This window comes from Ruegeria sp. BE3 (assembly GCF_056538865.1).
Genome location: NZ_JBQFTW010000005.1, coordinates 98,133 through 124,168 on the forward strand (window position 1 = coordinate 98,133; position 26,036 = coordinate 124,168).

General features: G+C 55.3%; 26 protein-coding genes and 3 pseudogenes. 18 read left to right on the forward strand and 11 right to left on the reverse strand.

Features of this window, described 5'->3' with window-relative positions; genetic code table 11:
- Window positions 1–4: 4 nt before the first annotated feature.
- On the forward strand, window positions 5–793 hold the full coding sequence (locus tag ACR0AZ_RS13435) for a phytanoyl-CoA dioxygenase family protein (protein WP_480667645.1): 789 nt from the start codon (window positions 5–7) through the stop codon (window positions 791–793).
- 195 nt (window positions 794–988) lie between these two features.
- Window positions 989–1,465 (forward strand): N-acetyltransferase family protein, encoded by a 477-nt coding sequence (locus ACR0AZ_RS13440; protein ID WP_480660973.1) that lies wholly within the window; start codon window positions 989–991, stop codon window positions 1,463–1,465.
- A 34-nt stretch (window positions 1,466–1,499) separates the two neighbouring features.
- On the opposite strand, the gene ACR0AZ_RS13445 is transcribed toward ACR0AZ_RS13440, so the two are convergent.
- Window positions 1,500–2,546 (reverse strand): aromatic ring-hydroxylating dioxygenase subunit alpha, encoded by a 1,047-nt coding sequence (locus tag ACR0AZ_RS13445; RefSeq protein WP_480667646.1) that lies wholly within the window; start codon window positions 2,544–2,546, stop codon window positions 1,500–1,502.
- A gap of 96 nt (window positions 2,547–2,642) precedes the next feature.
- Window positions 2,643–3,572, reverse strand: coding sequence for a LysR substrate-binding domain-containing protein (locus ACR0AZ_RS13450; RefSeq protein WP_480472209.1), 930 nt, complete (start codon window positions 3,570–3,572; stop codon window positions 2,643–2,645).
- A gap of 96 nt (window positions 3,573–3,668) precedes the next feature.
- On the opposite strand from ACR0AZ_RS13450, the gene ACR0AZ_RS13455 reads away from it, so the two are divergent.
- The 3 genes from ACR0AZ_RS13455 (at window position 3,669) to ACR0AZ_RS13465 (ending at window position 6,171) form a co-directional block, all read left to right on the forward strand.
- On the forward strand, window positions 3,669–4,754 hold the full coding sequence (locus tag ACR0AZ_RS13455; protein WP_480667647.1) for a hypothetical protein: 1,086 nt from the start codon (window positions 3,669–3,671) through the stop codon (window positions 4,752–4,754).
- A 154-nt stretch (window positions 4,755–4,908) separates the two neighbouring features.
- The gene (locus ACR0AZ_RS13460) at window positions 4,909–5,850 is read left to right on the forward strand and encodes a fatty acid desaturase family protein (protein ID WP_480472207.1); all 942 of its coding nucleotides are present in this window, start codon (window positions 4,909–4,911) and stop codon (window positions 5,848–5,850) included.
- 3 nt (window positions 5,851–5,853) lie between these two features.
- Window positions 5,854–6,171, forward strand: coding sequence for a non-heme iron oxygenase ferredoxin subunit (locus ACR0AZ_RS13465; RefSeq protein ID WP_480660981.1), 318 nt, complete (start codon window positions 5,854–5,856; stop codon window positions 6,169–6,171).
- A gap of 21 nt (window positions 6,172–6,192) precedes the next feature.
- Here ACR0AZ_RS13465 and ACR0AZ_RS13470 read toward each other — a convergent pair whose 3' ends face one another.
- The 4 genes from ACR0AZ_RS13470 to ACR0AZ_RS13485 are packed head-to-tail and all read right to left on the reverse strand — an operon-like array spanning window position 6,193 to window position 9,591.
- The gene (locus ACR0AZ_RS13470; protein WP_480472205.1) at window positions 6,193–7,074 is read right to left on the reverse strand and encodes an amino acid ABC transporter permease; all 882 of its coding nucleotides are present in this window, start codon (window positions 7,072–7,074) and stop codon (window positions 6,193–6,195) included.
- A gap of 55 nt (window positions 7,075–7,129) precedes the next feature.
- Complete coding sequence (locus ACR0AZ_RS13475; RefSeq protein WP_480472204.1) at window positions 7,130–7,963, reverse strand: transporter substrate-binding domain-containing protein; 834 nt, start codon at window positions 7,961–7,963, stop codon at window positions 7,130–7,132.
- A gap of 36 nt (window positions 7,964–7,999) precedes the next feature.
- Window positions 8,000–8,842, reverse strand: coding sequence for an amino acid ABC transporter permease (locus tag ACR0AZ_RS13480; RefSeq protein ID WP_480472203.1), 843 nt, complete (start codon window positions 8,840–8,842; stop codon window positions 8,000–8,002).
- 2 nt (window positions 8,843–8,844) lie between these two features.
- Window positions 8,845–9,591, reverse strand: coding sequence for an amino acid ABC transporter ATP-binding protein (locus tag ACR0AZ_RS13485; protein ID WP_480472202.1), 747 nt, complete (start codon window positions 9,589–9,591; stop codon window positions 8,845–8,847).
- A 278-nt stretch (window positions 9,592–9,869) separates the two neighbouring features.
- Between ACR0AZ_RS13485 and ACR0AZ_RS13490 the strand changes: the two genes are divergently transcribed.
- From ACR0AZ_RS13490 to ACR0AZ_RS13500, 3 genes are read left to right on the forward strand one after another with little or no spacing between them, the layout of a single operon-like run.
- Window positions 9,870–10,448, forward strand: coding sequence for a carboxymuconolactone decarboxylase family protein (locus ACR0AZ_RS13490; protein ID WP_480472201.1), 579 nt, complete (start codon window positions 9,870–9,872; stop codon window positions 10,446–10,448).
- A gap of 11 nt (window positions 10,449–10,459) precedes the next feature.
- Window positions 10,460–11,047 carry a helix-turn-helix domain-containing protein gene (locus tag ACR0AZ_RS13495; protein WP_480472200.1) on the forward strand — a complete coding sequence of 196 codons (588 nt, stop codon included), beginning with the start codon at window positions 10,460–10,462 and terminating at the stop codon, window positions 11,045–11,047.
- A 12-nt stretch (window positions 11,048–11,059) separates the two neighbouring features.
- A complete protein-coding gene (locus ACR0AZ_RS13500; RefSeq protein ID WP_480472199.1) occupies window positions 11,060–12,460 on the forward strand; it encodes an MATE family efflux transporter in 1,401 nt (466 codons plus the stop codon).
- On the opposite strand, the gene ACR0AZ_RS13505 is transcribed toward ACR0AZ_RS13500, so the two are convergent.
- The gene (locus tag ACR0AZ_RS13505; RefSeq protein WP_480667648.1) at window positions 12,416–12,919 is read right to left on the reverse strand and encodes a flavin reductase family protein; all 504 of its coding nucleotides are present in this window, start codon (window positions 12,917–12,919) and stop codon (window positions 12,416–12,418) included. The two genes, ACR0AZ_RS13500 and ACR0AZ_RS13505, sit on opposite strands and share 45 nt — an antisense overlap.
- Between ACR0AZ_RS13505 and ACR0AZ_RS13510 the strand changes: the two genes are divergently transcribed.
- The 5 genes from ACR0AZ_RS13510 (at window position 12,811) to ACR0AZ_RS13530 (ending at window position 16,741) form a co-directional block, all read left to right on the forward strand.
- A complete protein-coding gene (locus tag ACR0AZ_RS13510; RefSeq protein ID WP_480472198.1) occupies window positions 12,811–13,785 on the forward strand; it encodes a LysR substrate-binding domain-containing protein in 975 nt (324 codons plus the stop codon). The genes ACR0AZ_RS13505 and ACR0AZ_RS13510 overlap by 109 nt on opposite strands.
- Window positions 13,786–13,888: 103 nt before the next feature.
- Window positions 13,889–14,950 carry an LLM class flavin-dependent oxidoreductase gene (locus tag ACR0AZ_RS13515; RefSeq protein WP_480667649.1) on the forward strand — a complete coding sequence of 354 codons (1,062 nt, stop codon included), beginning with the start codon at window positions 13,889–13,891 and terminating at the stop codon, window positions 14,948–14,950.
- Window positions 14,947–15,726 carry an SDR family NAD(P)-dependent oxidoreductase gene (locus ACR0AZ_RS13520; protein ID WP_480472196.1) on the forward strand — a complete coding sequence of 260 codons (780 nt, stop codon included), beginning with the start codon at window positions 14,947–14,949 and terminating at the stop codon, window positions 15,724–15,726. The genes ACR0AZ_RS13515 and ACR0AZ_RS13520 overlap by 4 nt, the downstream gene beginning before the upstream one ends.
- 3 nt (window positions 15,727–15,729) lie before the next feature.
- Entirely contained in the window at window positions 15,730–16,533 is an 804-nt protein-coding gene (locus ACR0AZ_RS13525) for an SDR family NAD(P)-dependent oxidoreductase (RefSeq protein ID WP_480667650.1), read from the forward strand.
- Window positions 16,469–16,741 (forward strand): trimethylamine methyltransferase family protein, encoded by a 273-nt coding sequence (locus ACR0AZ_RS13530; RefSeq protein ID WP_480561663.1) that lies wholly within the window; start codon window positions 16,469–16,471, stop codon window positions 16,739–16,741. Before ACR0AZ_RS13525 ends, ACR0AZ_RS13530 begins: the two co-directional genes overlap by 65 nt.
- A 282-nt stretch (window positions 16,742–17,023) precedes the next feature.
- Here ACR0AZ_RS13530 and ACR0AZ_RS13535 read toward each other — a convergent pair.
- Window positions 17,024–17,272: pseudogene (locus ACR0AZ_RS13535) on the reverse strand (IS6 family transposase); the annotation flags it as partial.
- 248 nt (window positions 17,273–17,520) lie between these two features.
- Here ACR0AZ_RS13535 and ACR0AZ_RS13540 point away from each other — a divergent pair.
- Both ACR0AZ_RS13540 and ACR0AZ_RS13545 read left to right on the forward strand, forming a co-directional pair.
- Complete coding sequence (locus ACR0AZ_RS13540) at window positions 17,521–19,578, forward strand: DEAD/DEAH box helicase (protein WP_480667651.1); 2,058 nt, start codon at window positions 17,521–17,523, stop codon at window positions 19,576–19,578.
- Window positions 19,579–19,657: 79 nt separating this feature from the next.
- The gene (locus ACR0AZ_RS13545; RefSeq protein WP_480472192.1) at window positions 19,658–19,891 is read left to right on the forward strand and encodes a hypothetical protein; all 234 of its coding nucleotides are present in this window, start codon (window positions 19,658–19,660) and stop codon (window positions 19,889–19,891) included.
- On the opposite strand, the pseudogene ACR0AZ_RS13550 reads toward ACR0AZ_RS13545, so the two are convergent.
- Together ACR0AZ_RS13550 and ACR0AZ_RS13555 are read right to left on the reverse strand one after the other, a co-directional pair.
- Window positions 19,854–20,042: pseudogene (locus tag ACR0AZ_RS13550) on the reverse strand (IS6 family transposase); the annotation flags it as partial. The gene ACR0AZ_RS13545 and the pseudogene ACR0AZ_RS13550 sit on opposite strands and share 38 nt — an antisense overlap.
- Window positions 20,043–20,282: 240 nt before the next feature.
- Window positions 20,283–22,103, reverse strand: coding sequence for a caspase family protein (locus tag ACR0AZ_RS13555; RefSeq protein WP_480472191.1), 1,821 nt, complete (start codon window positions 22,101–22,103; stop codon window positions 20,283–20,285).
- 177 nt (window positions 22,104–22,280) lie between these two features.
- Between ACR0AZ_RS13555 and ACR0AZ_RS13560 the strand changes: the two genes are divergently transcribed.
- The 3 genes from ACR0AZ_RS13560 to ACR0AZ_RS13570 all read left to right on the forward strand — a co-directional run bounded on the left by ACR0AZ_RS13560 (window position 22,281) and on the right by ACR0AZ_RS13570 (window position 25,144).
- Window positions 22,281–22,931 carry a DUF928 domain-containing protein gene (locus ACR0AZ_RS13560; protein WP_480667652.1) on the forward strand — a complete coding sequence of 217 codons (651 nt, stop codon included), beginning with the start codon at window positions 22,281–22,283 and terminating at the stop codon, window positions 22,929–22,931.
- A gap of 44 nt (window positions 22,932–22,975) precedes the next feature.
- Window positions 22,976–24,844, forward strand: a complete 1,869-nt coding sequence (locus ACR0AZ_RS13565; protein ID WP_480472189.1) for a CHASE2 domain-containing protein — start codon at window positions 22,976–22,978, stop codon at window positions 24,842–24,844.
- A gap of 129 nt (window positions 24,845–24,973) precedes the next feature.
- Window positions 24,974–25,144: a trimethylamine methyltransferase family protein gene (locus tag ACR0AZ_RS13570; RefSeq protein ID WP_480472188.1), complete on the forward strand. Its 171-nt coding sequence runs from the start codon at window positions 24,974–24,976 to the stop codon at window positions 25,142–25,144.
- A 32-nt stretch (window positions 25,145–25,176) separates the two neighbouring features.
- Here the strand turns inward: ACR0AZ_RS13570 and ACR0AZ_RS13575 are convergent.
- Window positions 25,177–25,817: pseudogene (locus ACR0AZ_RS13575) on the reverse strand (IS6 family transposase).
- Window positions 25,818–26,036: the final 219 nt, after the last annotated feature.

The following is a 26,036-nucleotide window of genomic DNA, read 5'->3' on the forward strand; positions in this document are numbered from 1 at the left end:
TTACATGACACACAATTCTGACCTGAAATCCATTCAGGAAACGTATGCGCGCGACGGCGTCGTGCTGTTGAAACACGTATTGTCGAAGGACTGGTTGAACAAGCTACGCCAGGCCGTCGACGACGAAACCGCCAAAGGCGACCGCTATTTTGCCTACAAGAATATGCGCGAGCATCCGGGTGTGTTTCAGGAATATTGCCTGAGCTCGGATATCGGACGACGCGTGGCCGAGGTGGCTGACAGCCCATGGACCTCGCTGATCTACGATCAGATTTTTGCGAAAGAGCCAGGAACCAGAACCCAAACGGGTTGGCATACTGATCAACCCTATTGGCCGGTCGCGGGGCCTATCATGACAATGTGGATTGCATTGGACCCAGTGGACCCAGACAACGGAGCATTGGAATTTGTCCGCGGCTCACACGCGTGGGGTGCCAAGTACCGACCCTTTAGAACCGACCAGCTTGGTGCATTCCTGCATTATCTTGAGGAAGACAATCCCGACTATATCGACATGCCGGATTTCGAGGCCAATCGCACCGCGTATGACATCTTTCACTACCCGAAAATGGAACCCGGAGATGCGCTGGCTTTTGACGGCATGACCGTGCACTCGGCGATGGGAAACCGAACCTCGACGCGACGCAGGCGCGGCTATGCGATCCGCTTTGCTGTAGACGGGGCAACTTACCAACCGCGCGACTCTGTGACCGAATGGCTGCATGACGACAGCCTAAGCCCCGGTGCGCCCTTCGCCGGGGGGCGGTTTCCGGTGATCTACGGTGCGGCATAACCCCTAGTCATGTCTTCGGTAACTTGACGTTTGCCTGCCGAAAACGGATGGTTGGGTCATGATCATCATGACCCAATCCTTCGGACGCTATTACAACGCCCCCTAAAGTGGAGCGGTCAATGATGTTTAGTCTGAAAGTGCCGCCACAGTGCGGTATTTTTCGTTTCGCTTCTGTGGCCCGAACAGGAGGTGACGATGGAGAACACAAACTCAGACCCGATTGTGCAAATTCGCGACGCAGAGCTAAGTGATCTGTCTCAGATACTAACAATGATCCGCGCATTGGCCGAACATCACGGCGATGTTCCAGATGTCAACGCGTCAGATTTGAAACGTGATTTGTTCGCCAATCCGCCTTGGATTTATGCCCTGGTCGCCGAATTGGGCGATCAGATCGTCGGCTATGCCGCGCTTTGCCCTTTGGCCCAGTTGCAGGTGGGGCTGCGCGGCATTGATATACATCATCTCTTTGTCGAGCGGTCGTTTCGGGGCGTGGGGATCGGACGGCAACTGATCGAAGGGTCCAAACGTAAGGCGCGGGCTCTGTCCTGTCGTTACATGATGGTCGGTACACATCCCGATAATTCAACCGCTCAAGCTGTCTATCTGTCCTGTGGATTCGAGCAACGACACGGAACACATCCAAGGTTTCGCATTTCCCTTGATGCCTGACCGCATTGGGGCTTTGGACCGCTTGTCTCGCGCTTCATGCCTGAACTGTGAGTTCTACCGGGTCAACCTCGGCTTCGATCGCCCGATCCAGTGTTTTGCGGAACAGTTTTGCGCCCGCGTCCAACCCCAAGTCTATATGGGGCGTTTTGGCGTGTTTCATGCCCAAATGCACCTTCTCCAGAACCTCCTTGTCCTCAAGAAACGCCATTCGAGCACCGTCATTCATGAATTTGGAAACCTCAGCATTCTCAGGATCTGAATTGCGATGCTGGAACCAGAAATACCGTGTTCGGTCCTCATCAATCGGAGTCATGAAATTGTAAGAGATGTTGATGAACGTCTCGGCAACCGCTTGCTTGTCATACCCTCCGGTCCCGACGGGCGTATAGATGGATTTGTTCAAACCAATCGCAGGCATACACATTTCGTAATGCTGTAACCTGTCGCAATCCCCTTCGAATGCCACCAGCTTGGCATAGTACGGCGAGGGCGGCTTGTTCTCGATCCAGCGTGAGACGATCACACCACGATCCGTTCTTTCGACATTCAGTGGCTCTTCGTCTGTACCAGCCCCTGCAAAGGACGACACATGAACCCAGGCCACATGGCTGGGGTCAAGCAGATTGTCACAGACCCAAAGGTAATGGCAGTCGATATCCATCACGCCACCGTCGGTCTTACCCCAGCTTGGATCATCAAAATTTTCAATCGGAAATATTTTGTCGGGATCGGCCAATTCCGGATCTCCCATCCAGATCCACAAGAAGCGGTAACGATCCAACACAGGATAAGATTTAACGACTGCCCGGCGCGGGGTCATGCCGCGCTGGGTCGGACTGTCAGTGCATTTTCCCGAGCAATCGAATTTCAGACCATGGTAACCGCATTCCACCACATCGCCGATCAGATTGCCTTTGGACAGCGGCAGTTTGCGGTGCGGGCAGGCATCCTCCAGCGCGACCGGGGTGCCGTCCTGCTGGCGGTAGAACACAATGTTTTCACCAAGAAACGTCTCGGCCTTCAATTCGCGTCCGATATCCTTGCTCCAGGCGGCGACGTACCAGCAGTTTCTCAGAAACATCGATAGGCTCTCCATTTGGTCAGATGGCTTATAACAGTATGGGCGGTAGAGGCCCCCTGTGCCATGCCGGAAAGGTAATATCTTGTATAAGCCTGGCTAATTTAAAGCGGTGGCTGGATCGGGGATCTCCGGTTGCGCCTCGACCTCGGCATGAATCCAGTTCAGGAATTCGGCTACCTTCTCACTATCTTTGGCTTCCTGTGATCGCACCAACCAATAGGACAGCGGGGATTGCGTCATCTCGGCGAAGGGGCGGATCAAGCGACCATCCGCCAACATATCAATGACCAGCGGCTCTCGCCCCAAAGCCACACCCAAGCCTTCGATTGCGGCCTGAACAACCATGTTCGATTGCCCCAGCCGACGGGTTCGCATCGCGTTCGGCAATGTCAGGCCGCACTGCCGCGCCCAGAACTCCCAAGTCGGGCTGGCTGCCCCGTGATGCAGATTCTCATCTATCAGCATGGTGTGCCGCGCCAAATCCTCGATCCTGTGCAAATCGGGGCGCAAGCCGGGCGCGCAAACCGGAAACAACCGTTCGCCCATCAACAAATCCACCTCAAAGCCGGGATACTCGCCCAACCCATAACGAATACCGACATCCGCATCTGCCCCGGAAAACGGATATTGTCCTGTATCCGTCGCGATCGAAATCGACAGGTCAGGGTGCGCCATGTCAAAGCGCAAGAGCCGCGGGAATAGCCAGTTGAACGCAAAGCCAGGCAAGCAAGAAATAACGATCGTCCGATCGGTCCGCGTCTTGTCCCGAAGCTGCGTGCACACGTCTGAAATGCGCCCCAACCCTTCTGAGATTGCAAGCGCAAGTTGCTCGCCCTCGCGTGTTGGGCGCGACTGACGCGCACCGCGCACCAACAAGTCCCGGCCCAGCCACTCTTCTAGTGAACGGACATGCTGGCTGACGGCACTCTGGCTAACGCCCAGTTCCGCTGCGGCGGTAGAAAACCCCGAGTGCCGGACCACCGCCTCGAAGGCGCGCAGCGCGGAGTAAGGCAGGTTCAGGATCATATTAGCCACCCTAATGCCAACCATTATCACATTCAAATGGATTGGGCGTCCTTCCGCAGCTTACTTTATGCCCACCCGAACCCGCAGGAAACGCCAATGTCGGACATCACACCCGAGCGCGGAGCGCGCAATCTCTTGTCAAACTGTGCCCATGCAGTGGCCGGGGAACGGCTGTTGATCGCCTATGAACCGCCCGAGTTCGGATATTTCGATGCCGATAGCGTAGCTATCGTCTCAGGCGTTGCCCGATCCATGGGTCTTTCCGTCGACGCCGTGGATGTGGGATTCAATCCCGGCAATCCACATCTGTCGCCCGAGTTGCTGTCCCGGTTCGAAGATGCCGACATCATTCTGTTTCTGGCGCGGCTGGGGGATCAGCTGAGGTTCTCAGACATGCCGCAAGGCAAGAAGGTCATCGTCAGCTTCGCCCTCAGCCGAGAGCTGTTCGGGTCAGGGTTCTCGAACGGGCATCACGATGCGTTCATGGAACTCAAAGCCGGAATAAATGCAGTGCTGAACACCGCAGAGGACGTGCGCTTTACCTGCCCCTTGGGCACGGATGTACGAGGTCGGCCAGAGATGAACCTGGACCCATCCGGCGACACCTCGATCCTGCGGTTTCCAATGTCGGTCTTCACGCCGGTTCCGGCGCACAGCTTCTCCGGCCGCGTGGCATTGACGTTCCTGACCGGGACGGGGTCGAAATACTATGACGACTATACCGTCGAGTTTGACCACCCGATTTTTGCCAACTTCAACAACGGTCGCCTGATCGGCTTCGAAGGCCATCCTGCAGACGCCGCCCAAGCCGAAGCGCATTATGACCGGGTTGCCGAGCAGTTCGGCATTGACCGCAACTTCGTGCATTCGTGGCACGCGGGTATTCACCCGGGCTGCGGCTATCCCTGGGACATGCGCGACAATTACGAGCGCTGGGGTGGTGCCGCCTTTGGCAATCCGCGCATCCTGCATTTCCACACCTGCGGAGCCTACGCTCCGGGCGAGATTAGTTGGAACGTATTCGACCCGACCATTGTGATAGACGGCGTGACCTACTGGGAAAACGGGATTTTCCATGCCGACCGTTTGCCCGGCGGACCCGAGATACTGGAGCGTTATCCCTGCGCCGCCGGGCTGTTTGTCAGCCCGGACATAGATATCGGACTGCGAAATGCGAGCTAAGCTTTCTGTCTTGATTGAACGCCCCCTGGCACGTTAGCCTGCTAACAATAGCACCCGTCAGAATGGGCGCTATGGTGCGGAGCACTCCCGTCTCCGGTGCCGGATTACGCGATGAGGGCGCAGCCCCCGCTCCGGCAAATATTGTGGAATTCTCATGTCACAAGCAATCGTAACGCCTCTGACTCAGGCTTTGGCCGAAGGTAAATTGACGCGCGAAGAGTTGAAGGGATTCATGCAAAGATCAAACGGGCCCGGCCTACGCCACCTGGCGCTTTGGATCGCTGTGCTGACCTTCACAACCACCCTCGTCACATTGGCCTGGAACAGCTGGCTGATCTGGCCTGCGATGTTCCTGCAGGGCATTGTTCTGGTTCACCATTTCTCATTGCAGCATGAATGTGTGCATTATACCGTCTTTCGCACGCGCTGGCTGAACGATCTGGTCGGTCAAATCTGCGGTCTGATCATCATTCTACCGCATCGGTTCTTCCGCTACGAGCATTGCGACCACCACACCTATACGCAGTTGACCGGGGAAGACCCCGAACTTATCCCGTTACCCCAAACCATTGGCCAGTACCTGCTGTATCTGTCCGCCCTGCCCTATTGGCGCGGTAAGTTCACCGAACTGTTTCGCCATGCTTTGGGAAATCTCAGCGAGACGGAATTGCGGTTTATTCCAAAGGTCGAACATCAGGCGGTTTATCGCGATGCCCGCCGAATGCTTACCATCTATGCGGCGATCTTTTTGGGTATGGCTATTACCGGTTGGTGGGGTCTGATCTGGTACTGGATCATACCGCTGTTTCTGGGCGAGCCGGTGATGCGCTTTATCCGCATGACGGAACATGTAGGACGCCCAACCGTGGCGCAGATGTCGGAAAACACGCGTACCAATCTGGTCTCGGCACCCTGGGCCTTTCTGTGCTGGAACATGAATTACCATGCCGAGCATCACTATGTGGCCTCGGTTCCGTTTCACGCGTTGCCGCGCCTGCATGAAAAGCTGAAAGACCACATATACGTCGAGCCCGGAGGGTATCTGGCCGCTCACCGCGAGATTCTGCGCCAGATCCAGCACAAGGCAGAGGCGTGATCCATGGCTGATGAAAAACCGTGGAAGGATGTGATCGAGGTGGATCGGCTGGAAAAGAACTGGGTCACACGGGTGGAAGTCGGCAGGCGTCTGATCGCAGTCTATGACACATCTAGCGGGATATTTGCCTCACTGGCACTCTGCAATCATGGCGGCGCGGATCTGTGCGATGGCTATTTTGATGGGCATATCATCGAATGCCCCTTGCATCAGGGTGCGTTCGACGTGCGGGATGGGCGCCCGGTTTCAGCACCAGCGACAAGAGTTATGAAGGTATTCGAAACTCGGGTTGAAAACGGCATGGTGCAGATCAGAGCCTGAACCGGTCTCGCGCTTAACTGGCTAACGCCTGTCTGAGCGTTTTTCGAGGCGTGCGAACAATCGACTGAGGCCAAAGCAGACCACAAAGTAGAAGGCCGCTGTCGTGATCCACGCCTCAAATATCATGCGGGACGAAGCCACAAGCTCAACCGTTTTATAGGTCAGTTCCTGTACCGAAATCAGAGACAGGATCGAGCTGTCTTTGATCAGTGAAATAAACTGGTTTGCGAGCGGCGGCACCACTTTTTTCATCGCCTGCGGCAGGACCACATAGCGCAGTTCCTGAAACCGGCTCATGCCGATGGACCGGGCCGCCTCGCGCTGGCCTTTGGGAATCGACTGGATACCAGCACGGACGATTTCGCCAACAAAGGCACTTTCGAACAGGGCCAGAACGATGACGCCCGAGACCAGAGAGGGAAAGCGGCGCATGTCGCCAAAGAAGAACTCCCAAACCTGATTGTCCTCTTGCCGCGCAATGCTGCGGGCCCAGCGATCCAGGTTCAGCGCGTCGATCAGCTGTTGGGACAGGAAGAAGAAGAAGATAAAGACCACAACGACCGGCGGTACGTTGCGCAGAAATTCAAGATAGGTGCGGGCCAGCATGCGGATCGTCAGATTGCCCGAACAGCGCGCAACGCCCAGAATGGTGCCCAGGATCAGGGCCAGAATGCCGGAATAGATGCTGATGCGGATCGTTGCCACAAGGCCCTGCAACAGCAGGTTGGCAAAGTACTCCTCGCGCCCCGAATGCCAGCCGACGATATAGCCGGGGATCAGTTCCCACCGCCATTTGTAATTCAGCGTGCCTTCGATCGACAGCCAGATATACCCGAAAAACGCGATCAGAATCGCGACAATCAGGTAATCGGGCCATCTGAGTTTTTTCAGGAAGTCTTGCACCTGGGCCGCTCCGCGTCTGGGTCGGGGACGACGGTGCCGCCCCCGGTTCGTTCAGTTATTGCGCAACCTGATCGGCCCACTCTTCGGTGGCGAACCAGTAATTGTGACGTTCTTCCAACCAGCCAGAGCGCCAGTTCTGCGCGATCCAGTTGTTGAAAAAGTTTATCGCATCCGGGTCGCCCTTTCGCATAGCAAAGGCTTCGCCGCGCGGGTCGAACAAATCGCCCTCCAAAACGACCAGAGTGTCAGGATTACGGCCCGCCTCGCGGTTTGGCGTGGGCTGCGATGCCATGGTTGCATGGGCATTGCCATTGAGAACCTCTTGGGTCGATGCGCCGTCCTCATCAAACAGCAGCAGATTAGCCTCGGGGAAATTCTCGGCGATAACAACAGCTGGCGTGGCCCCGCGACGTGCGGCAAATGTCACGTCCGGAGAGTTCAGGTCCTCTCGGGTCATGCCTGCCGTCATTTCCTTGTTGGCCAGAATGGCCAGACCGGAAAACGCATAAGGGTCGGTGAAATTCACCGTCAGGTTCCGCTGCGCCGTCACCGACATGCCCGAGATGATCACATCGAAGTTGCCCGACACCAGCGCGGGGATGATGCCATCCCAAGCCGTAGGCACGAATTCGACCTCAACCCCCATGTCTTCGGCCAGTTTGCGCCCGACATCCAGTTCAAACCCTATCAGGTCACCGTTCTTGTCTCGCATGGACCACGGCACGAACAACGACAATCCGATGCGGATCACGCCGTCTTGTTTGATGGTTTCAATTACACTTTCGCTGGACAGGCCCTGGGTCGCGCTTTGCGCCCAACCCGATGTGGCGACACTTGTTGCCACGACCGCGCCGAGAGCGGCCCCCAACATTCTGCGAGAAAGCTTCATCTTGGTTCTCCTTGTTGTCCGACATAGTTCTCAGTTTTATTGGTCGACGGCATATTTCTTCTCCAGATGGCTCACGCCGATCGACAGGATCAGGGTCACCACCAGATAAACCAGAGCGATGGTGAACCAGATTTCGAAACTCATGTAGGTATCGGAAATGATGTTGCGGCCAAACGTGGTCAGCTCGGCCACCGCAATCACGCTGACAATCGCCGAGGATTTGATCAGATGAACGACCTCACCGGTCATCGGCGGTAGCATGAAGCGCACTGATTGCGGCAGGATGATATAGCGATAGGTCTGATAGGGACTCATCCCGATGGATTTCGCAGCTTCCCATTGACCGGTTGGGATCGCATTGATCCCGGCCCGAAAGATTTCGGAAATCAAAGCCGAGTGGAACACCGCCAATGTCAGAATACTGGCGGTGTAGCGGTCAAATCCAAAGATCGGGCCAAGCACATAGTAGAAAAGGTATAGCAGAACCAACAATGGGATGTTGCGGATCAGTTCCAGAAACCCCACTGCGACAGCTGATCCGATTACAAGACCTGACAATCGCAGCAATGCTATGAGAAGACCAATCGCTGTCGCCAGCAGGAACGATATCACCGACAGTTTGATTGTAGCAACCAACCCGATTGGAATTTCGCCCCATTCAAACCCGACCTCGGTATTGCGATACAGGAATTGCGGCACGCGGTACCATTGCCAGTTATACCCCATGCTTTGCGCACCAACATACGCACCGTATGAGATCAACCCGACAATGATGGCGTAGATCGCAATCGAAATCAGAACCGAGTCGAAAAAACGCTTCAGGATAGGCGGCCTTGGCAGCGGCTGACCCTTTGGTCCGGATATGCCCAGGTCGCTCATGCTCAGTGGGCCAGAATCTGATCCAGGAACAGGCGGCACCGCTCACTGGAAGGATTGGTAAAGAACTGCTCAGGTGGCGAGACCTCGACGATCCGCCCTGCCTCCATAAAAACCATCGTGTCCGCGACTTTACGGGCGAAACCCATCTCATGTGTGACGACGACCATGGTCATGCCGGTGTCGGCCAGTTCGACCATTACATCCAGAACCTCGTTGATCATCTCGGGATCAAGCGCCGAGGTCGGCTCATCAAACAGCATGATCCGGGTTTCCATACACAAGGATCGTGCAATGGCCACGCGTTGCTGTTGCCCGCCCGAAAGCTGCGCAGGGTATTTGTCCGCTTGTTCCGGGATGTGCACACGCTCTAAGTAATTGCGCGCGGTCTCTTCGGCCTGAGCCTTCGAGATTTTGCGCACTTTCATCGGACCAATCGTAAGGTTTTCAAGAACGGTCAGGTGCGGAAACAGGTTGAACTGCTGGAACACCATTCCGACTTCCTGACGCAGTTCGCGAATTTCCTTGGCGCCGTCATAGACCTCGATCCCGTCAATCACGAGGCGACCGGAATTGTGCCATTCCAAACCATTGAAGCAGCGGATCAACGTCGACTTGCCGGAACCGGACGGACCGCAAATCACAACCTTCTCGCCCTGATGCACCGTCAGATCAATATCTTTCAGCGCGTGGAAAGTGCCATAAAACTTGTCCAGATTGGTCACTTCGATCATCGGAGTGGCTTGGTTCATGTCGTGCCTGTCTGGGTTCGGGACGCCAAGGTCGGTTGTTTGAAGTTATCACGGGCGCACCACGCCCGGCTGCGCAGCCTGGTCGACCATCACAATTCAGCCGGTATAGGACGGCCGCTGCGATTGCGTGGAGCGGTCGGCCAAAGCCAGAGACTCCTCAAAGTTGTTGCACTGTAATTAATATGGTTGCTTAATATGCAATACTCGTCAATAAAAAAGTCAGAGCGAAGGATTACACTGCCTGAAATTTGTGCTCGTGACCAAAGGAGGAACTGTGGATGTCCGCATGGATCAGGATGATATCTGACGAAGATGCCGACGCGCAGCTGCGGACCACTCTGGACCTGGCGCGTACGCCACATGGAACGGTGGACAATGTCATGCGCGTCCATTCTCTGCGACCTAACACCATGAAAGGACACGTGATTTTGTATCGGGCCTGCCTTCACGATCAGGTCAACACCGTTCCGATGTGGTTTCAGGAAGTCATCAGCTCTTACGTCTCCACACTCAACACTTGCCCGTATTCCTACGCCAATCATTGGGCCAATGCGCGCCACCTGATCGGCGACGACGCGCGCGCTGACAAGATCGAAGCCGCACTGAAAGCCCAACGCCCGCAAGAGGCGTTCGAAGGCGCCCATCTTGAAGCACTTAGATATGCCGAGAAGCTGACAATCTCACCGGGAACGATGATCGAATCAGATGTCACTGCCCTTAGGGAATCCGGATGGTCGGATGGAGAAATTCTCGAAATCAACCAGATCGTTGGTTATTTCAACTACGCCAACCGATTGTTAAATGGCCTTGGCGTCACGACTAAAGGCGATGTTGTGGGGTATTACAGCAGCGAGTGAAAGGACGGATCATGCAAGGAGACCCTCCGGGCAGACAGATCGACCGCGCCATTGGTGCTTCGCTGAAGGAACTGCGTCAAAGCCGCAAACAATCCGCGCGTCGACTTGCTGAACAATCTGGTATTTCCGCCGCCATGGTCAGCCGCATCGAAAACGGATTGGTTTCCCCGTCGATTGACACATTAGCTGCATTAGCAGAAGCGCTTGAAGTCCCGATTGTGTCGTTGTTCCGTGAGGCGCGGACCGACCACACTGACTACACCCTTGTACGCCACGGTGAAGGACTGAAATCGACCCGCATCTCGGCGGGGCACAGCCACGAATATGTCAATCTGGCACTGCATTCACGAAAAGACCTGCGCTTTCAGGCGCGCCGCGTCACGCTGCTGCGCGAAGGTGGCCCACCCCCCACTTATGTGGGTCATGGCGTGGTCTTTGTGCAAGCCATCGAGGGCGAAGCCGTCTACCGATATGGCGAGGCCCGCTTTACGCTCTCGGCCGGTGACTCGATCAGCGTTGACGCTGAGCTCAACCATGGGTTCGAAGATGTTCTGACCCGCAAGTTTGTCTTTCTGACCGTTCAAGCCGAGCGCCCGTGAAGCCCTGATGACATGGCGGAGGCAATCGATCTTGAACTGACCAAAGGGTCCATTCCAAGTCACTTTCGGACCCTGGCCGTTCCAGGCGCGGTCGGAATGTTGTTCAGTACGCTATACAATATTGTCGACATCTTTTTTGCAGGGCTCCTGTCCACCAGCGCGCAAGCAGGGCTCGCGCTAGGGTTTCAGGCCTTTTTCATCTCAATCTCGGTGGGCGTTGGACTGGGTGCCGCCATGAGTGCTCTGGTCGGCAATGCCTTGGGCGCAGGCGACAACAGAACGGCGCGACGACTGGCAGCGCAAGGGATGTCATACGGATTTGTTGCATCCTGCCTGCTTGCCCTGGCCGGATTGTGGTTTGGGCCCTTGCTGATCAAGCTGGTTTCTGAACCCGGCGTATACCGTGACGCGGGGCTACGCTATTTCTATTGGCTGCTTCTAGCAATGCCGGGGTTCCTGCTGGCCCATGGCTGTAACGGTATCCTTCAGGCCCATGGTGATGCTGTTTCCATGCAGCGGGCACTCATTGTGGCTTTTCTGGCAAACATTATTCTGAACCCGCTTCTGATCTACGGGATCCCGGGTGTGATCCCAGGTATCGGCTTTGATGGTTTGGCTTTATCCACCGTAATCAGTCAGACCGGTGTGATGATCTTTCTGATCCGGCAAGTGCTCCGGAGGCGACGGATGAAACGATTGCGTGTCGCCTATTTCATTCCCCGCATGAAACGGTTTGCCGAAATCTCTTTACAGGTTCTACCCACTGCTCTTTCCTTCATGGTCATGCTGCTGTCGGCCTTCGTCATGCAGTTCGCGCTAAAACTGTTTGGCGAACATGCCATCGCGGGGTACGCGATCGCAATTCGTCTGGAACAAGTTTTGCTGCTGCCCATTCTGGGCGTGACAGGCGCTCTACTGCCAATCGCGTCTCAGAATTTTGGGGCACGTGATAATCAGAGAGTACGCGCCGCGCTATTCTACTGCTGGCGCATCGGCTTCATCATGTCACTGATCGCGATCCCGATCCTCTGGTTTGGCGGACCCTTGCTTATGCGACTTTTCACAACGGACCCCGAAGTGATCCGTGTCGGCGTCAGCTACTTACGCGTCGATAGCCTGATTTTGCCCTTCTACATGATGTTGTTTTCGATCAACTCGCTGCTGCAGGCCTTTAAGAAACCGATCTGGACAGTCTGGATCAGCCTGTATCGCCAGGGGTTCGGAGTGGCATTCTTTGTCTGGGTGTTTATTGGCCCTTTGGGATTCAATGAAATCGGGGTCTGGTTGGGAACAGCAGCGGCTGTTGTATCCGGTTGGGTCATCGCTATGGCATTGACTACAAGGATTGCACAAACACAGATCGGCGGTTTAAGATCTGAAGACATATACAGACCCTCGGGAGGCTTCCGATAAAATCCCAGTTTTGGGAAGGAGGAGGTTTTCATGACGGACAATCAACGAGAGATTCAGCGTAAGCTCCGTGTTCTGCAGCCTGCTCAGAATACGGCTTTTCTTGTTAATGCAGATCTGCAACGCGGGCGGAGCCGCCATCAAAGAACAGACCGCGCTGATGGCGGTGCCGTGTTCGCCACTGGTGGTGACAATCGTAACGGGCATCACCGCTTTGCGCATCGCGGATGTGATTTCGGTGGTGTCTAGCACGTCGCCTCCGTCTGGCTCATACCTTTGTGCGAGGGCGACCGCCTTGATCACAAGAACGAATTGCTTAAGCTCTGCCCAACAAAAACTTATGCAGGTCTGCGATGCGACGTGCCCTTCGAAACAAACTGGATCATCTTCGGCCCGATGCATTGTCGAAACTTGAACCGGTTGGCTTTGACAGCAATCGTATGCGGCGTTCGCTGCCACCATTACAGACCCTGATCGCCTTTGAAGCGGCCGCGCGGTTGCATAGTTTCACGCTGGCCGCTGCGGAACTGAACCTGACACAACCGGCGGTCAGCCAGCAGGTCAAACTGTTAGAGCATCGTTTGGGCGTCAAACTCTTCCGTCGTCGCAACAACATGATCCTGTTGACTGAAAAAGGTGAACAATTCGCCGAAGACGTGGCTGAGATCCTCAACACACTGGGCGAATGTGTGCAGAATCTGGCCCCTGATGCCGGGCGGACGACGCTGACGGTCAGCTTGCTACCGTCCTTTGCCTCGACATGGTTTGCTTCGCGGGCGCATCGGTTTGTGGCGGCCAATCCTTCGGTCGACTTGCTGACGTTGTCGACCGTGGCAAAGACAGGCTTTGGGCAAGAGGATGCGGATGTCGCCATTCGCTGGGGTTCGGGCGGATACACGGATGGTTATGAAGAGTATCTTTTCGGTGAACAGCACATGCTCGTCGCCTCAGCGCAAACTGCCGCGATGTTGGGCGACATTTCAGATATCGGCGCGCTGGCAGACCGGCCCTTTCTGCACGACACCAATTACAATGAATGGCGTGCTGTGATTGAAATAAATGGCGGAGATCCGGCGGCGTTCGAACACGGGGTCTATTTCGGCGACAGCAGCGCCACAGTGAACGCCATTCTCTACAGTCAGGGCATCGGTGTAGTGCGCGATGTAATTGCCCGACATCTGCTGGCCTCAGGTGCTTTGGTCCAATTGCCGTTCGAGCCCGTCGAGGGGCCGTTTTCCTACTATTTTATCTGTCCCGAACGCCGCGTCGAACAGCCCCGCGTTCAGACCTTTCTGACCTGGTTGAGGCAAGAGGCACAAAGCCCATAAGAAATTCTTTGTCGCTGATAAAGGATTCACCATTTGGTGCTTTGTCAACGTTTCGTCAAACTGCGCGGAATACATGTAGCAGCCAGACCGGAGCCCGAAGGACATGGAATTTTCGTTGTTCAACTTGATGACCAAGCCTGTTGACGGGTCTTCACATTCAGATGTGTTTAACCAGATGCGCAGCATGACGAAAATGGTTGATGACGCAGGCTTTGGCGTGGCGTGGTTCGCCGAACATCACTTATCGAACTATTGCATCTCGCCCTCGCCGCTGATGATGGCTTCGCACATGGCCGCGCAAACCAAGCGGATCAAGGTAGGTCCTGCGGTTGTGGTGATGCCTTTCTATGAGCCCCTGCGTCTGGTCGAGGATATCTGCCTGACCGATCAGTTGACAGAAGGCCGTCTCGTACTGGGTCTGGGCACCGGATATCAGCCGCGCGAATTCAAGAAGTTCGGGTTTGAGATCAATGACCGTCTGATGCGCGGGCTGGAGATTTGGGACTGCATCGAACAGGGCGTCTATAGCGGCGTGATCGACTATCAGGGCGACCACATTCAGATCAGCAACGCGGCGCTGTCCATCGCGCCGGTTCAAGATCGCATCCGCACCCTCGCAGTCGGCAACGCGCCCGAAATGCGCCAGAAGATGATCGACTACGGGGCTGAAACGCTGACCACCCCGGCCATCGGGCCAAACGCAATCGTGGGCACCGCTCGGCGGCTGTACAAGGAAACGCGGACCGAGAACGGCTTGATGGGCGATGATTTCCCGTTTGCGGTACAGCGCTATGTCTACGTCGCCAATGACAAGGACGATGCCCGCGCCGCGGCCGTGCAGGTTCTGATCCATGCGCGCATGGCCAACAACATGCGCCGCCCCGAACCGCTGATGGACGGCGCGGACCTCAAGATCGTGCCCTTCGACAATGAGCCCGACATCGACACAGTTCTGCAACGCGCCATCATCGGCGATGTCGAAGAGGTCACGCAACGCATCGTGGCCGAGGCGCGAGAATTCGGCATCACCCATCTGAGCGTCTTCATGCAGATCGCCTCGATGCCGTTTGCCAACACCCTGCGCTCGCTGGAGCTGTTCTGCGATCAGGTGATGCCTGCGGTCAATGCCGCGCTTGAGGCCGATAATGCAGCGCTCGCTTCATGACCGGTCTAGATTTTTCGCTGGCAGGCAAATCCATTCTGATCACCGGGGCTGCGCGCGGATTAGGCGCGGCCATGGCGCAGGCCTGCGCTGCGCAGGGCGCACAGCTGTGCCTGCAAGACATCAACGCTGAGGCAGTCGAGGCCACGGCGGACAGCTTGCGCGCGGATGGAGCAACTGTGCAAACAGCCGCCTTCGACCTGACTGATTTCGACACCTGCACCGATTGGGTGCAGGGCATCGGTTCGATCTGGGGCCTGATCAACAATGCTGGCATCACCAATCACGGGCATGTGCTGGACCAGACTATCGACGACTACCGGTCCATCTATGACTTGCATGTCTTTGCGCCTTTCGTACTGGCGCGTGAGGCAGCTCAGGTGATGAAGGCCAATCCGGGGCCGCAGCGGGGTCGGATCGTCTCGGTGTCCTCGATCGCGGCCACGCACCCGCGGCCCGGAATCGGCAACTATGCCTCGTCCAAGGCGGCCATCGCTGGGCTGACGCGGTCTCTGGCGGCGGATTTCGGGGCGGATGGCATCTGCGTCAACGCCATTGCACCGGGCTATGTCCTGACCGAGATGAACCACAAAATCCTGAGCGATCAGGATTTCGTGCGCCGGATTGAAAACCGGACCCCGGCGGCACGATGGGCCGAGCCTGCAGAAATCGCGGCCCCGGTCGCGTTCCTGATGTCCGAGGCGGCATCCTACATCAACGGGCAATTGCTGGCCATCGACGGCGGCATGAGTGCCTTTTTGCAATCGAACGAGGGGTAACACATGGCGCGACTGACAGGGAAAGTCGCCTTGGTGACGGGTGCGGGCTCGATGAAGCGCGGCATGGGCAATGGCAAGGCTACGGCCATCCGGCTGGCACAGGAGGGGGCCGCCATCGCTGCGCTGGATCTGGATGAGAACGCCGCCGAGGAAACCTGTGACCTGATCCGGCAGGACGGCGGACGGGCCATTGCCCTGACGGCAGACGTGACGCGGGAAGATCAGGTAAAGGCCGCCATTGCTCAATGCCTGTCCGAATTCGGTCAGATCGACATTCTGCAAAACAACGTGGGTATCTTAAAAACCGGCGGCGCGATGGATAGCACGGTCGAGGATTGGGACCTGCTGGTTCATGTGAACATGAAAGCGGTCTTCCTGCCCACCAAACATGTACTGCTGCATTTCGTTGAGCGCGGGGCCGGGGTGGTGACCAATATCTCCTCGATCGCCGGGCTGCGGTATCTGGGCACGCCTTACATCGGGTACAACGCCACCAAGGGCTCAATCATTTCCTTCACCCGCAATCTGGCGGCGGAAATGGCCCCGCATGGGGTGCGCGCCAACGCAATCCTGCCCGGCTTCATCGACACGCCGATGGCGCGTAACATCACCGAACAGAACACGGATGACCCGTCGACAATCGACTGGGACGCGCTGGACAAACAACGCGCCGCGCGCATCCCGCTGGGTCGCGTGGGCACCCCTTGGGACGTGGCCAATGCCGCCGTCTTTCTGGCCAGCGATGACGCATCCTATATCACTGGTACCGAAATCACCGTCGACGGAGGGGTGTCGTGCCGCGTGTAAAAGGGCGGTCGGGATTGATTGTCACGATCCCGTCGCGCTGGACCGCTGGCAGCGGGCCGGAGCGGATGTTTCAGGTGACCAGGTGCAGATCGACTGCACCCTGTTGATGGATCTGGTGGCAAAGGCCTGTCGGAAATCCGCGTGCAGGGGCGTGGGGCGACGACCGAGTTCACGATGGGTGGCGATACTAGCGTGTTCTGCACCATGAAAAGCGCGCCCTTCTACGCGATCGGGACGGAGCGCGCCGCTCGACCATCGAGGCGGGTGTGATCAATTTCGCACGCCCTGCCCAAACCTGCCAGATGTGTCGCAAGCTTTTGGAACGACCAGCACTAGCAATTTGCTACACACTCCTATCCTCCGATTTCGGCAAAAAGCCGAATTCCAGACGTCGTAATATTGGGGAATTGCTGCTTTCGGATCATGTTGGCAACCTCAATGCCGTCCAGAGTTGCGGACGCGAATGTGAAAGATCTAACCCACAAATGTGGCGAACACGCAGGTGGGTCTCGTCCATGCGCCAAGAACTCAGCGTTGGTCGCTTTTTCGATTACGCCCGCGCTGCGATCAGCAGCGAATATTTGGCAACCCACCTGTTCAATGTGGCATGACCTAGGCGCACGCCGCGTTCAGCCATGATTTCTTCAAGATCGCGATAGGAAACTGTGTAGCGCAAATAGAAGAACACAGCATACGAAACCACTTCCTTGGGGAAGTGGCAGCCTTTCAAAGAGACCACACTGAAACCTGCTCGCAATTGATTTCAAAGCAAAAGAACCAAGACACGTGATTAGGTCAACCAATGTCCAATGTTTGCGACACAACCGCCGACCTAATTCACAAGGTTAAAACGCAGCAACCATTGGTTGGGCGGTCGCGAAAGCCAGTTTCCTGTGGTTGATACATTCTCTTTCGGGCGCACATTACGGGCTATACATCTGAACCAAATACCACTATCGCCAAGTCTTTCCCCGCATTTGGTGACCCATGCAAGATTTCTCTGCCCTCCCTAAAACCCTATCCGAAGCGCTGTCTCAAAAAGGCTATAGACACTTGACGCCTGTACAAGAGGCCGTGTCAGACGAAGCGTTGGTAGGAAAAGATCTGCTTGTCTCTGCGCAAACCGGTTCGGGTAAAACCGTGGGCTTCGGGCTGGCTATGGCGGAAGAGCTTCTCGATAAGCACGGTCGATTTGACCGAGCAGCGGCGCCATTGGCCGTGGTCATCGCACCCACGCGCGAATTGGCCTTGCAGGTTCGGCGAGAGTTCGACTGGCTGTTTGCTGAGGCCGGGATAGTCACTGCGTCGGCAGTAGGTGGTATGGATGCGCGCACTGAACGCAGGGCGCTCGAGCGCGGTGCACATGTCGTGGTCGCCACCCCTGGACGGCTACGCGATCATATCACACGCGGGGTGATCGATCTGAGCGATCTACGGACCGTCGTCCTCGACGAAGCCGACGAAATGCTGGACATGGGCTTCGCTGAAGACCTTGAATACATCCTTGATCAAACACCTCAGAACCGGCGCACCTTGATGTTCTCGGCCACCGTTCCGCGCGGCATTGCCAAGCTCGCCCAGACCTACCAGAAGGAAGATGCACAGCGGATCAAGGTTGGAAATTCAGAAGCACAGCATTCGGACATCACCTATAGCGCCTTGAACGTGGCGCCATCGGACATCGAAAAAGCGATCATCAATTTGCTGTGCTATCACGACGTACAGACTGCGATTGTGTTCGCCAACACCCGATCCATGGTTGCCCGGCTGACCGCGAAATTCTCCAACCGGGGATTTGCTGTCGTCTCATTGTCAGGGGAGCTCAGCCAGACAGAGCGCACCAATGCACTGCAAGCCCTGCGTGACAGGCGAGCGCAAGTTTGCGTTGCGACGGACGTGGCCGCCCGCGGTATTGATCTTCCGGGGCTGGAGTTGGTGATCCATGCAGATCTCCCTTCTAATGCGGAAACCTTGCTGCACCGCTCTGGACGCACAGGCCGCGCCGGGCGCAAGGGATCGTCCATCCTGATCGTGCCGGGTCGGCAACGCGCGAAGGCGCAGCGCTTGCTGAAGACAGCCAAGTTGGAAGCCGAATGGGGCGCCCCGCCCTCTGCGGATGAGGTGCTCGCACGGGAAGAGGAACGCATAATCTCCAATCCCGCCTTGGATGAGCCGCCAAGTGCCGAGGAAACAGCTTTTGCAGAGCGGCTGCTCAGCGGAAGGACTCCAGAGCAGGTCGCGGCAGCCTATTTGCGACTCTACCGAGAGCGCCACTCCGCACCTGAGATACTCAGCGCGACGCCGGAATCCGAAAAACGCAACACTGACAAGCGCGCGGCGTTTGGGCCAAGCACTTGGTTCTCACTTTCTTTGGGGCGCAAGCAGCGTGCAGAGCCGCGTTGGTTGTTGCCAATGCTGTGCCGCAATACGGGTTTGTCCAAAGATGCGATCGGCGCAATCCGCGTTCAATACCAAGAGACCTTTGTCGAGATTGCCAATGATGCAGTGCCCGCATTGAAACAAGAGTTGGGGGCCGAGCTCTCCATAGAACAAGGTGCGACGCTGACTGAGCTGGCGGGCACACCAGATTTCGATGCCTCACCTAAGGGGCCGCCCGCGGCACCTTATTCATCAAACGACACAGCCAAAAAACGAGGACCTCGTTCAGGCAATCCGACGAAAGCTGCGCGCGGCTCCGAGCTTTCCGACCAAGATGCCCAGAATGCGTTCAAGCGCCTAAAGGGTAGAGGAAAATCCGCTGCAAGCACATCGAATGAACGAGCAAACGAAGACAAGTCAAAGCAGGACAAGGGTCTGCAGACGCAACCGAAAAGCGAGCGAGCAAAGGCAAAACCACAGCCCGCCGCGAAGGATAAGAAGCGGCAAAAACAAGACAAGAACGCCTCCGACACATCCAAATCTCTGAGAGCACGAAAGGCGCCTCCCAAGACCGGTAACAAAGTCTCAAACGCGCCGCGTTCAAAAAGCAAAAAAGGCAAGGGCGGAGAAGCAAGACCTTTCCGCAAGCCTTCTAGAGGAAATTGAACACTCCGGCACCTATCGACAAACCGGTAGGAAAAGATATGCGGGTTGCCCAAAGAATGTTGATTTGGCACAATTTTTTTTGCCCAACCCCATCGTCAAAGTGAAGCCGAATTCTGCAACGCCGCTCCCCAAAAAGCAGCCGTTTGCGAAACTAGGGGTTCTGGCGGAACAAAAGAAAAGCGACGAGTTCATCACTTTGCCAAAGGTGCTGTCAGACAAATTCGAACCAGTCTCAAGTGTGCCAATTGCGCTGCCCTTTTCACGTCAAAAGGATCACGCCACTCTGCTGAAGCGGCGGACCGTTTCAGCTTGAAAGTACCTCTGTGGGTGAGAGATCTTTCCTAGTTGAAGTGGTTATAGACGAAAGAGTGAACTGCGGCGAATTTCTACAAACTTCGCATCTGTCTGAAACGCAACATCGCTCGTTCTCGTCGTCGGAGTGGCAGGTGTGAATTCTCAACCCGTTTGATGTCCGCGTGCGCAACGTGCGAAACCGCAAATCAAATCGCAAAGCATAATGGAGTTAAGAGAATCTTGAACGGATATTGAAAAGAACTGTTAAACAAATCGCCCCAACCGGAGCAAATTGAGGCTGGTAAACTTTACCTCAAATCCTTATTGAAACGAAAATGCTGATCCGGTTACCGGCGTAATCTCAGTAGAAAAACAAACAGTTTCGCTGAAACTCTTTGGGCAAAAACTCGTTATTTCAAAGAACCTTCCAAAACCACGGAACGCGCATTAGATCCAGAGCCATCGAACCATTTTGTCGGCGTCACGTCGCTAAGATCGCGCCGTCCGCGCGCTTCGTACTGAAATTGGGCAAATGATTTGCCACCTTTGCCGTGGGTTTTGTTTGGCTTGGATGGCAACCAGTTAGTATAGCTCACTGGCTCACCGCTGAACCACCGCCATCCGATGATGGCACTGTCTTCTTTGGGGTCCTTTCTGAATCCGAAATAGGGTCCGGCCTTATAACTGATTTTCGTTTTGCTATCGTATCCCACTTCAAAGAAAGCCGGGTCACTTGAAATCATCCGGACGATGAACGCATTCTCCGCAGCCGATGTGATTGCGGCCAAATCCAGGCCACATTTTTGCGCCTCGCTGCGCGCACTCTGCACGCTGCCTGAATAAACCAGCGCAACGTATAGGTTACCGCGAAACGCGCCGTAGACGCTTTTGCGCAGGCCTAAACAGCCAAGAATTTTCGTGACTTCTTCGGATTCGCCTAACACTTCCAACTCGGATACATTCTGGCGAACAGCAAAGGGATTACTGATAAAGCTCGCGCCCGCGTCCGCCTGCGGCCTGATCCCCAGGCTGGAAAGGACGGCAAGATCGACATATCCGGTTTGTTCTAACCCGAAATTGGCCTGAAGTGCCTTGATGCCTGATCGGGTTCGAGGCCCAAAAACACCATCGGGCGCGCCGACCTCGAAGCCTGCGTTGTTAAGACTTTTTTGTACTTCCGTTTTTCGGGCAGGACCCGGCAAGAGCGCGGCTTCTACCTCATCGAACCGTCCGCTCTTTCTGCTCCAGGCAGGTGTGATCTGGGCCATCCGTTTCAGCATTTCGGGCTCGGATAACGTTGCTGTGCGATAAGACCTGGCAACCAAATCCCACCCCCTAACCGTGTTCACTTTCATAGCCGCTGCCAGCGCGTTTTCCCGAGTTTCCTGTGGCTGTACGACTGGTATGTCAGCCTCTTGAAGGCCCAGCGCGGGCAATGCAGCCTGTTCTACCTTTGGAACCAAAAAAATGTCCTCGCCCGGTAGGGAGCCATAGACAAATGGCTCCTGATACCCGTCGGTCAGCGCGAACACGCGATCTCGCACCTTGCGGAACAGTTTACCAAGTTCCAAACCCGGTTCTTCAACATGTTCCAGAAACGCCTGCGCGTAAGGGCTGTTCCGGCCGTCGCCATCCTGCGCCAGAGTCCCACCTCGGGCCGCGTATCCGACCACGACACCTCCTGGTTCAACCGCGGCCAGTCCCCGCCCGATTGAACGAGTGCTCGAAGCCCTTTTCATCTGGGCTAAAAATGGGTTGTTTCGGCATGCGTCAACAATCACGATATTTAGAGCGGATGAGCCAGCAATGGCATTCACGATAGCGTCCAAACGAATGGCTTCGAATTCTACATCCCGGTCACTTTTCAGTGTAGCATTAACGGGTATCAGATAGTTTGTGTTCTCGATTTCGATTCCATGTCCTGCGAAATACACAAGCGCCACTTCTGCATCGGCTGCGACTTCGGCAAAATCACGCAATGCAATGCGCATATCTGTGTAACTCAGGTTTTGATGCTGTGTAACTTCAAACCCAATGCGCTGTAACGCTCTGGATATGTCCTTGGCATCATTGGCCGGATTGCGTAGGTCCGGGACGTATTGATAGGCGGAGTTACCTATTACAAGCGCGACGCGCTCGCCCTTAGCCTCTGCCGAAAACGGCAAGATCAAGAGCAAACAAACCACCGAAAAACACCAGACGCCGCTTCGCCATTTGCTTTCAGGAATCATGGGCACTGACTCAACTCTGAACCAAACAGATCCTTATTCTAGCACAAAGTTGCCCGGTCACCGAGCTTAAGATCAGCTGAAGCGAAACAGACCGATATCTGGACTCAACGTAATTTCAAGCATACGCTAAACCTTCAAATAGCGGATTCATTAGCAATTTTCTTCGCGGGGCGCCTTGTGTCGTGGAATTGGGTATCAATAGCTGTTTTTGTCTTCCTACTGGCTGCCGACCTGTTTCTCAGTGGTTTTGCACTGGCTTCCGGCAAAGACGAAAACACCGGCAAGTCATCGGAAATTGTGTTTATTCCTCCGGAGATCGGCGCGCCAAAGGATCGAATGGGCGCAGGCACCCGGAATATACTGTCGGATGCGGCTTCTGACCTATTGCTACTGGTCCCAACAGACGGTGGGTTAACAACTCAGGCCTTTCCGCCTTTGATCTGGCGGCTAACCCAAGGTCATCGTGGCAATATAATCGTCAAGCTGGGTCCATTCGGGATGACTGCAACAGAGTTACACATCGGGGGTCCATTCCCACCCGGCGATTATGGTCTGGACCTCAGCAGGTCAAATCTTCTGCTGGACACTGACCGGGTTTACCTTTGGCAACTTGAGTTGCTCGATCCAAACACCAACGCGGTAGTCAAACGATCATCAGGGTTGATTGAGCGTGTGCCAGAAGTATTTAAATCCGACACCCCAGCTGCAGATGGTCTGTGGTTCGACGCGCTTTCTGAACTTGTGGATATAGGCCTCAGCGGACGAGTTCAGGTGACGGATCCTGCTGAACTCGAACAATTGTTGAACTCAGCTGGCGTGGGTCAGTGACATTGAAGCGTCAAAGGCACGCATGGCAGAGAACGTCATCGCTTATGCCGGTTTGGCAACGTTGGGTTTTGGTCTGTGTCATTACACTGATTGTCGGCATCCCTCTGATCGAACTCCGGCAAAAAGGCGTGCTCGAACCACTTGAGCTTCTCCAATACGACTGGACAACATCGGCCTTTGCCGTGGATGAACCTATAACAGACGTCTATCTGGCAGCCATCACCGACAGAGATTTGGGCGAATGGGGTTGGCCTGTTCCCGATCGCCAATTGGCGCAGATTGTAAGCACCTTGCTCGCCTCTGGTGCTACTACGGTGGGTGTGGACATTTACAGGGACGTTCCGGCAGGTGAAGGTCGGGACGCTTTGCTTGAGGTTCTGAGCGATCCCAGAGTTTTCGTGATCTCGAAACTACAGGATGGCGAGACTGCAGGCATTGCTGCGCCACCGGACACGCAAACGGGGTTCGCTGATATTCCAATTGACCCTGATGGCGTTGCCCGACGCACCCTGCTGCTGGTCAATACGCAGGATGGTATTTCCCTGTCACTGCCTATGCATCTGGCCGCAACCCACGCCGGACAACCCGCATTGAAAAGCGATCCCAATAATCCGCGATTTTTGATGTTTGGCGATACGATTGCAAAACCTTTGGCACCAGGCGCAAATCTGTTTCGCAACGTGGATACGTCCGGCTATCAAATCATCATCTCCTACAAGAATGCACTGCCAATTGCACACAGTGTCCCCGCCGCAGAAATTCTGGACCAAATCGATCTAAACCGTTTTGAAGGAAAGGCCGTGATTATCGGTGTCACCAGCCATTCCGTGAAAGATTACTTTTCCACACCGCTCAACCGCTCGACCGGGGCGAGTTTTACGTTTGGTGTCGAAATTCACGCTGCCATCGTCCAGCAGTTGATTGACTACTTCAACGGTCTGGCCACTCCATTGCGTGCACTAAGCAGCCAGATTTCTACCATTGTCATCTTTGCTTTAGTCTTCTGCGGGGCTTGTGCGTCGGTGTTCGTCAGAGTCACCGGCAATGCCGTCTTAGTGGCTGGGACAGGCGGCATTCTGCTAACGGTCGGATTGTCCTTTTTTCAAAAATTTGCGTTACTAATGCCTGTTGCGCCCTCCCTGCTGGGATGGACCTTAGGATTTCTATTGGGCTTCGGGATTATCTCGGGCTTTTCACGCAATCAGAGACGCGCCATCGCACAGGTGTTTTCAACGCATCTGTCCGAGGAATTGGCAGCCGAGCTCTGGAAACAGCGAAGAAATCTTCTTACCGGTGGAAAGCCCAGATCACGCCAGTTGTTTGTCACCGCGCTACTCGCGGATATCGAAGGGTCGACTCTCGCCGGGAATGCAATGGATGCTGAAGAGTTCATGGCGTGGATCGCGCGCATTCTGGATCGGCTGGGAGAGATCGCCCGCGCGCATGGTGGCTTTGTTGAGAAATACACCGGAGACGGCATTCTGGTCGTATTTGGCGCGCCGATTCCAAGTGATACACAAGAGCAAAGGCAATTGGACGCGCAAGCTGGATTGCGTTGCGCCTATGCCATGGACCGCGCCGTGGCATCGCTGAACAACACTTTTCAACATCAACGTGCATACAAGCTACGCATTGCGCTGAACAGCGGAGACGCGATCGGGGGCACACTGGGTGTCAGCGGATCCATGCACTACAATGTCATCGGCGACACGATAAATGTCGCTGCGCGCCTGGAAAGCTGGATCAAGACCTTACCACCGGATGCCGATGGGTTTCGTCCCATTTGTATGACCATGGCGACGGCAAAAACTGCGGATACTGAACGACGATGGCCGGTGACTGCAAGTTTCGTTCACGATGATGGCGAAACAGAAATTCAAGTGGTTGAACTCGGCGGACGTGTTCCCGAGTAGCCTTGGCCATTTTGTATTGAGAGTTTCAACGTTTTATTATCGTCACATCCACGAAAAAAGGCTTTGCCGAACTGGCCTTGGGTGGAGCGAAGGGTTTGCCCCTTGGCTAAGTCTGCAGGAATTCTCTGAGTGATTGAGAAGGGAATACGCGAACTTTGCGCCACAGCACCGTCCAAGTTCAAATTACACGGTCGGGATCCCGCCAGAACAGTGACACTAGGTAGCGACAATATTGTTCTGATGCCGGGATACCGGTCGCCCTTTGCCAGCGATCAAAAGGGGGATGTCAGACGAGTTTGAACCAGTCTCAGTTTACTGTGGAAACTGTGAACCTATCCGGGGCAGAGTTGACGCCACTCGGCTGGAGAGGCCGTGTGTGTCAGCTTGAATGTGTCTCGGCTAGCGAGGGATCTTATCTGGTTGATATGGTTGTAGACGAAGGAGTGGACGACGATGAGTTTCTGCAAACTTCGCATGCACCAGTAACGCTGCATGGCGCGTTCGCGTCGTCGGAACGTGCGAGTCTTCGACCCGGTTGTTGAGTCACCTGCCCTTCCTACTTTGAGTGCACCCAATTTTCTAAGCGCAGCCTTTTTGGGATGCAAAACGGTCGGTCAAAATCTCACCGGCGAAACTATAGCGCTTCACTAATTTCTAGAGAAACTTCAGTGTTGCAGCTTTATTTCGGCGTTTAGTGACAACGGCTTCCAGCACCTCCCCGTCGTTATCAACAGCACGCCAAAGAGAATGCCGCTTGCCATTCACCTTCACAAAAACCTCATCTAAACGCCACTTCCATTTGGAGCACGCGCGCAGCCGCTGAATACGCTTCCGTCTGATCTTAACAGTAAATATCGGGCCGAATCTGTTCCACCTGTATCGGACAGTTTCGTGGCATACGTCTATGCCTCGCTCGTGCAGCAAACTTTTCGACATTCCGAAACGACAGCGAAAATCGGATGTGCAGCATCACCGCAAAACTTGAGTCAAGTCGCTCAGGTTAGCGGTATTGAAGAGCACATGAACTCCAGAGGTCCATTGTGCGTCTAGAGATCATGTTCGGCAGGCTGAAAGATAAGCACAGTGTGGCGATCAGATACGACAGATTTTCCTATCAGTCATCGCACTAGCGTCACTCGTCATTTATTGGCTATGTGTCCTGATCCCAAGCACTTTGATAGTTTCACTATCT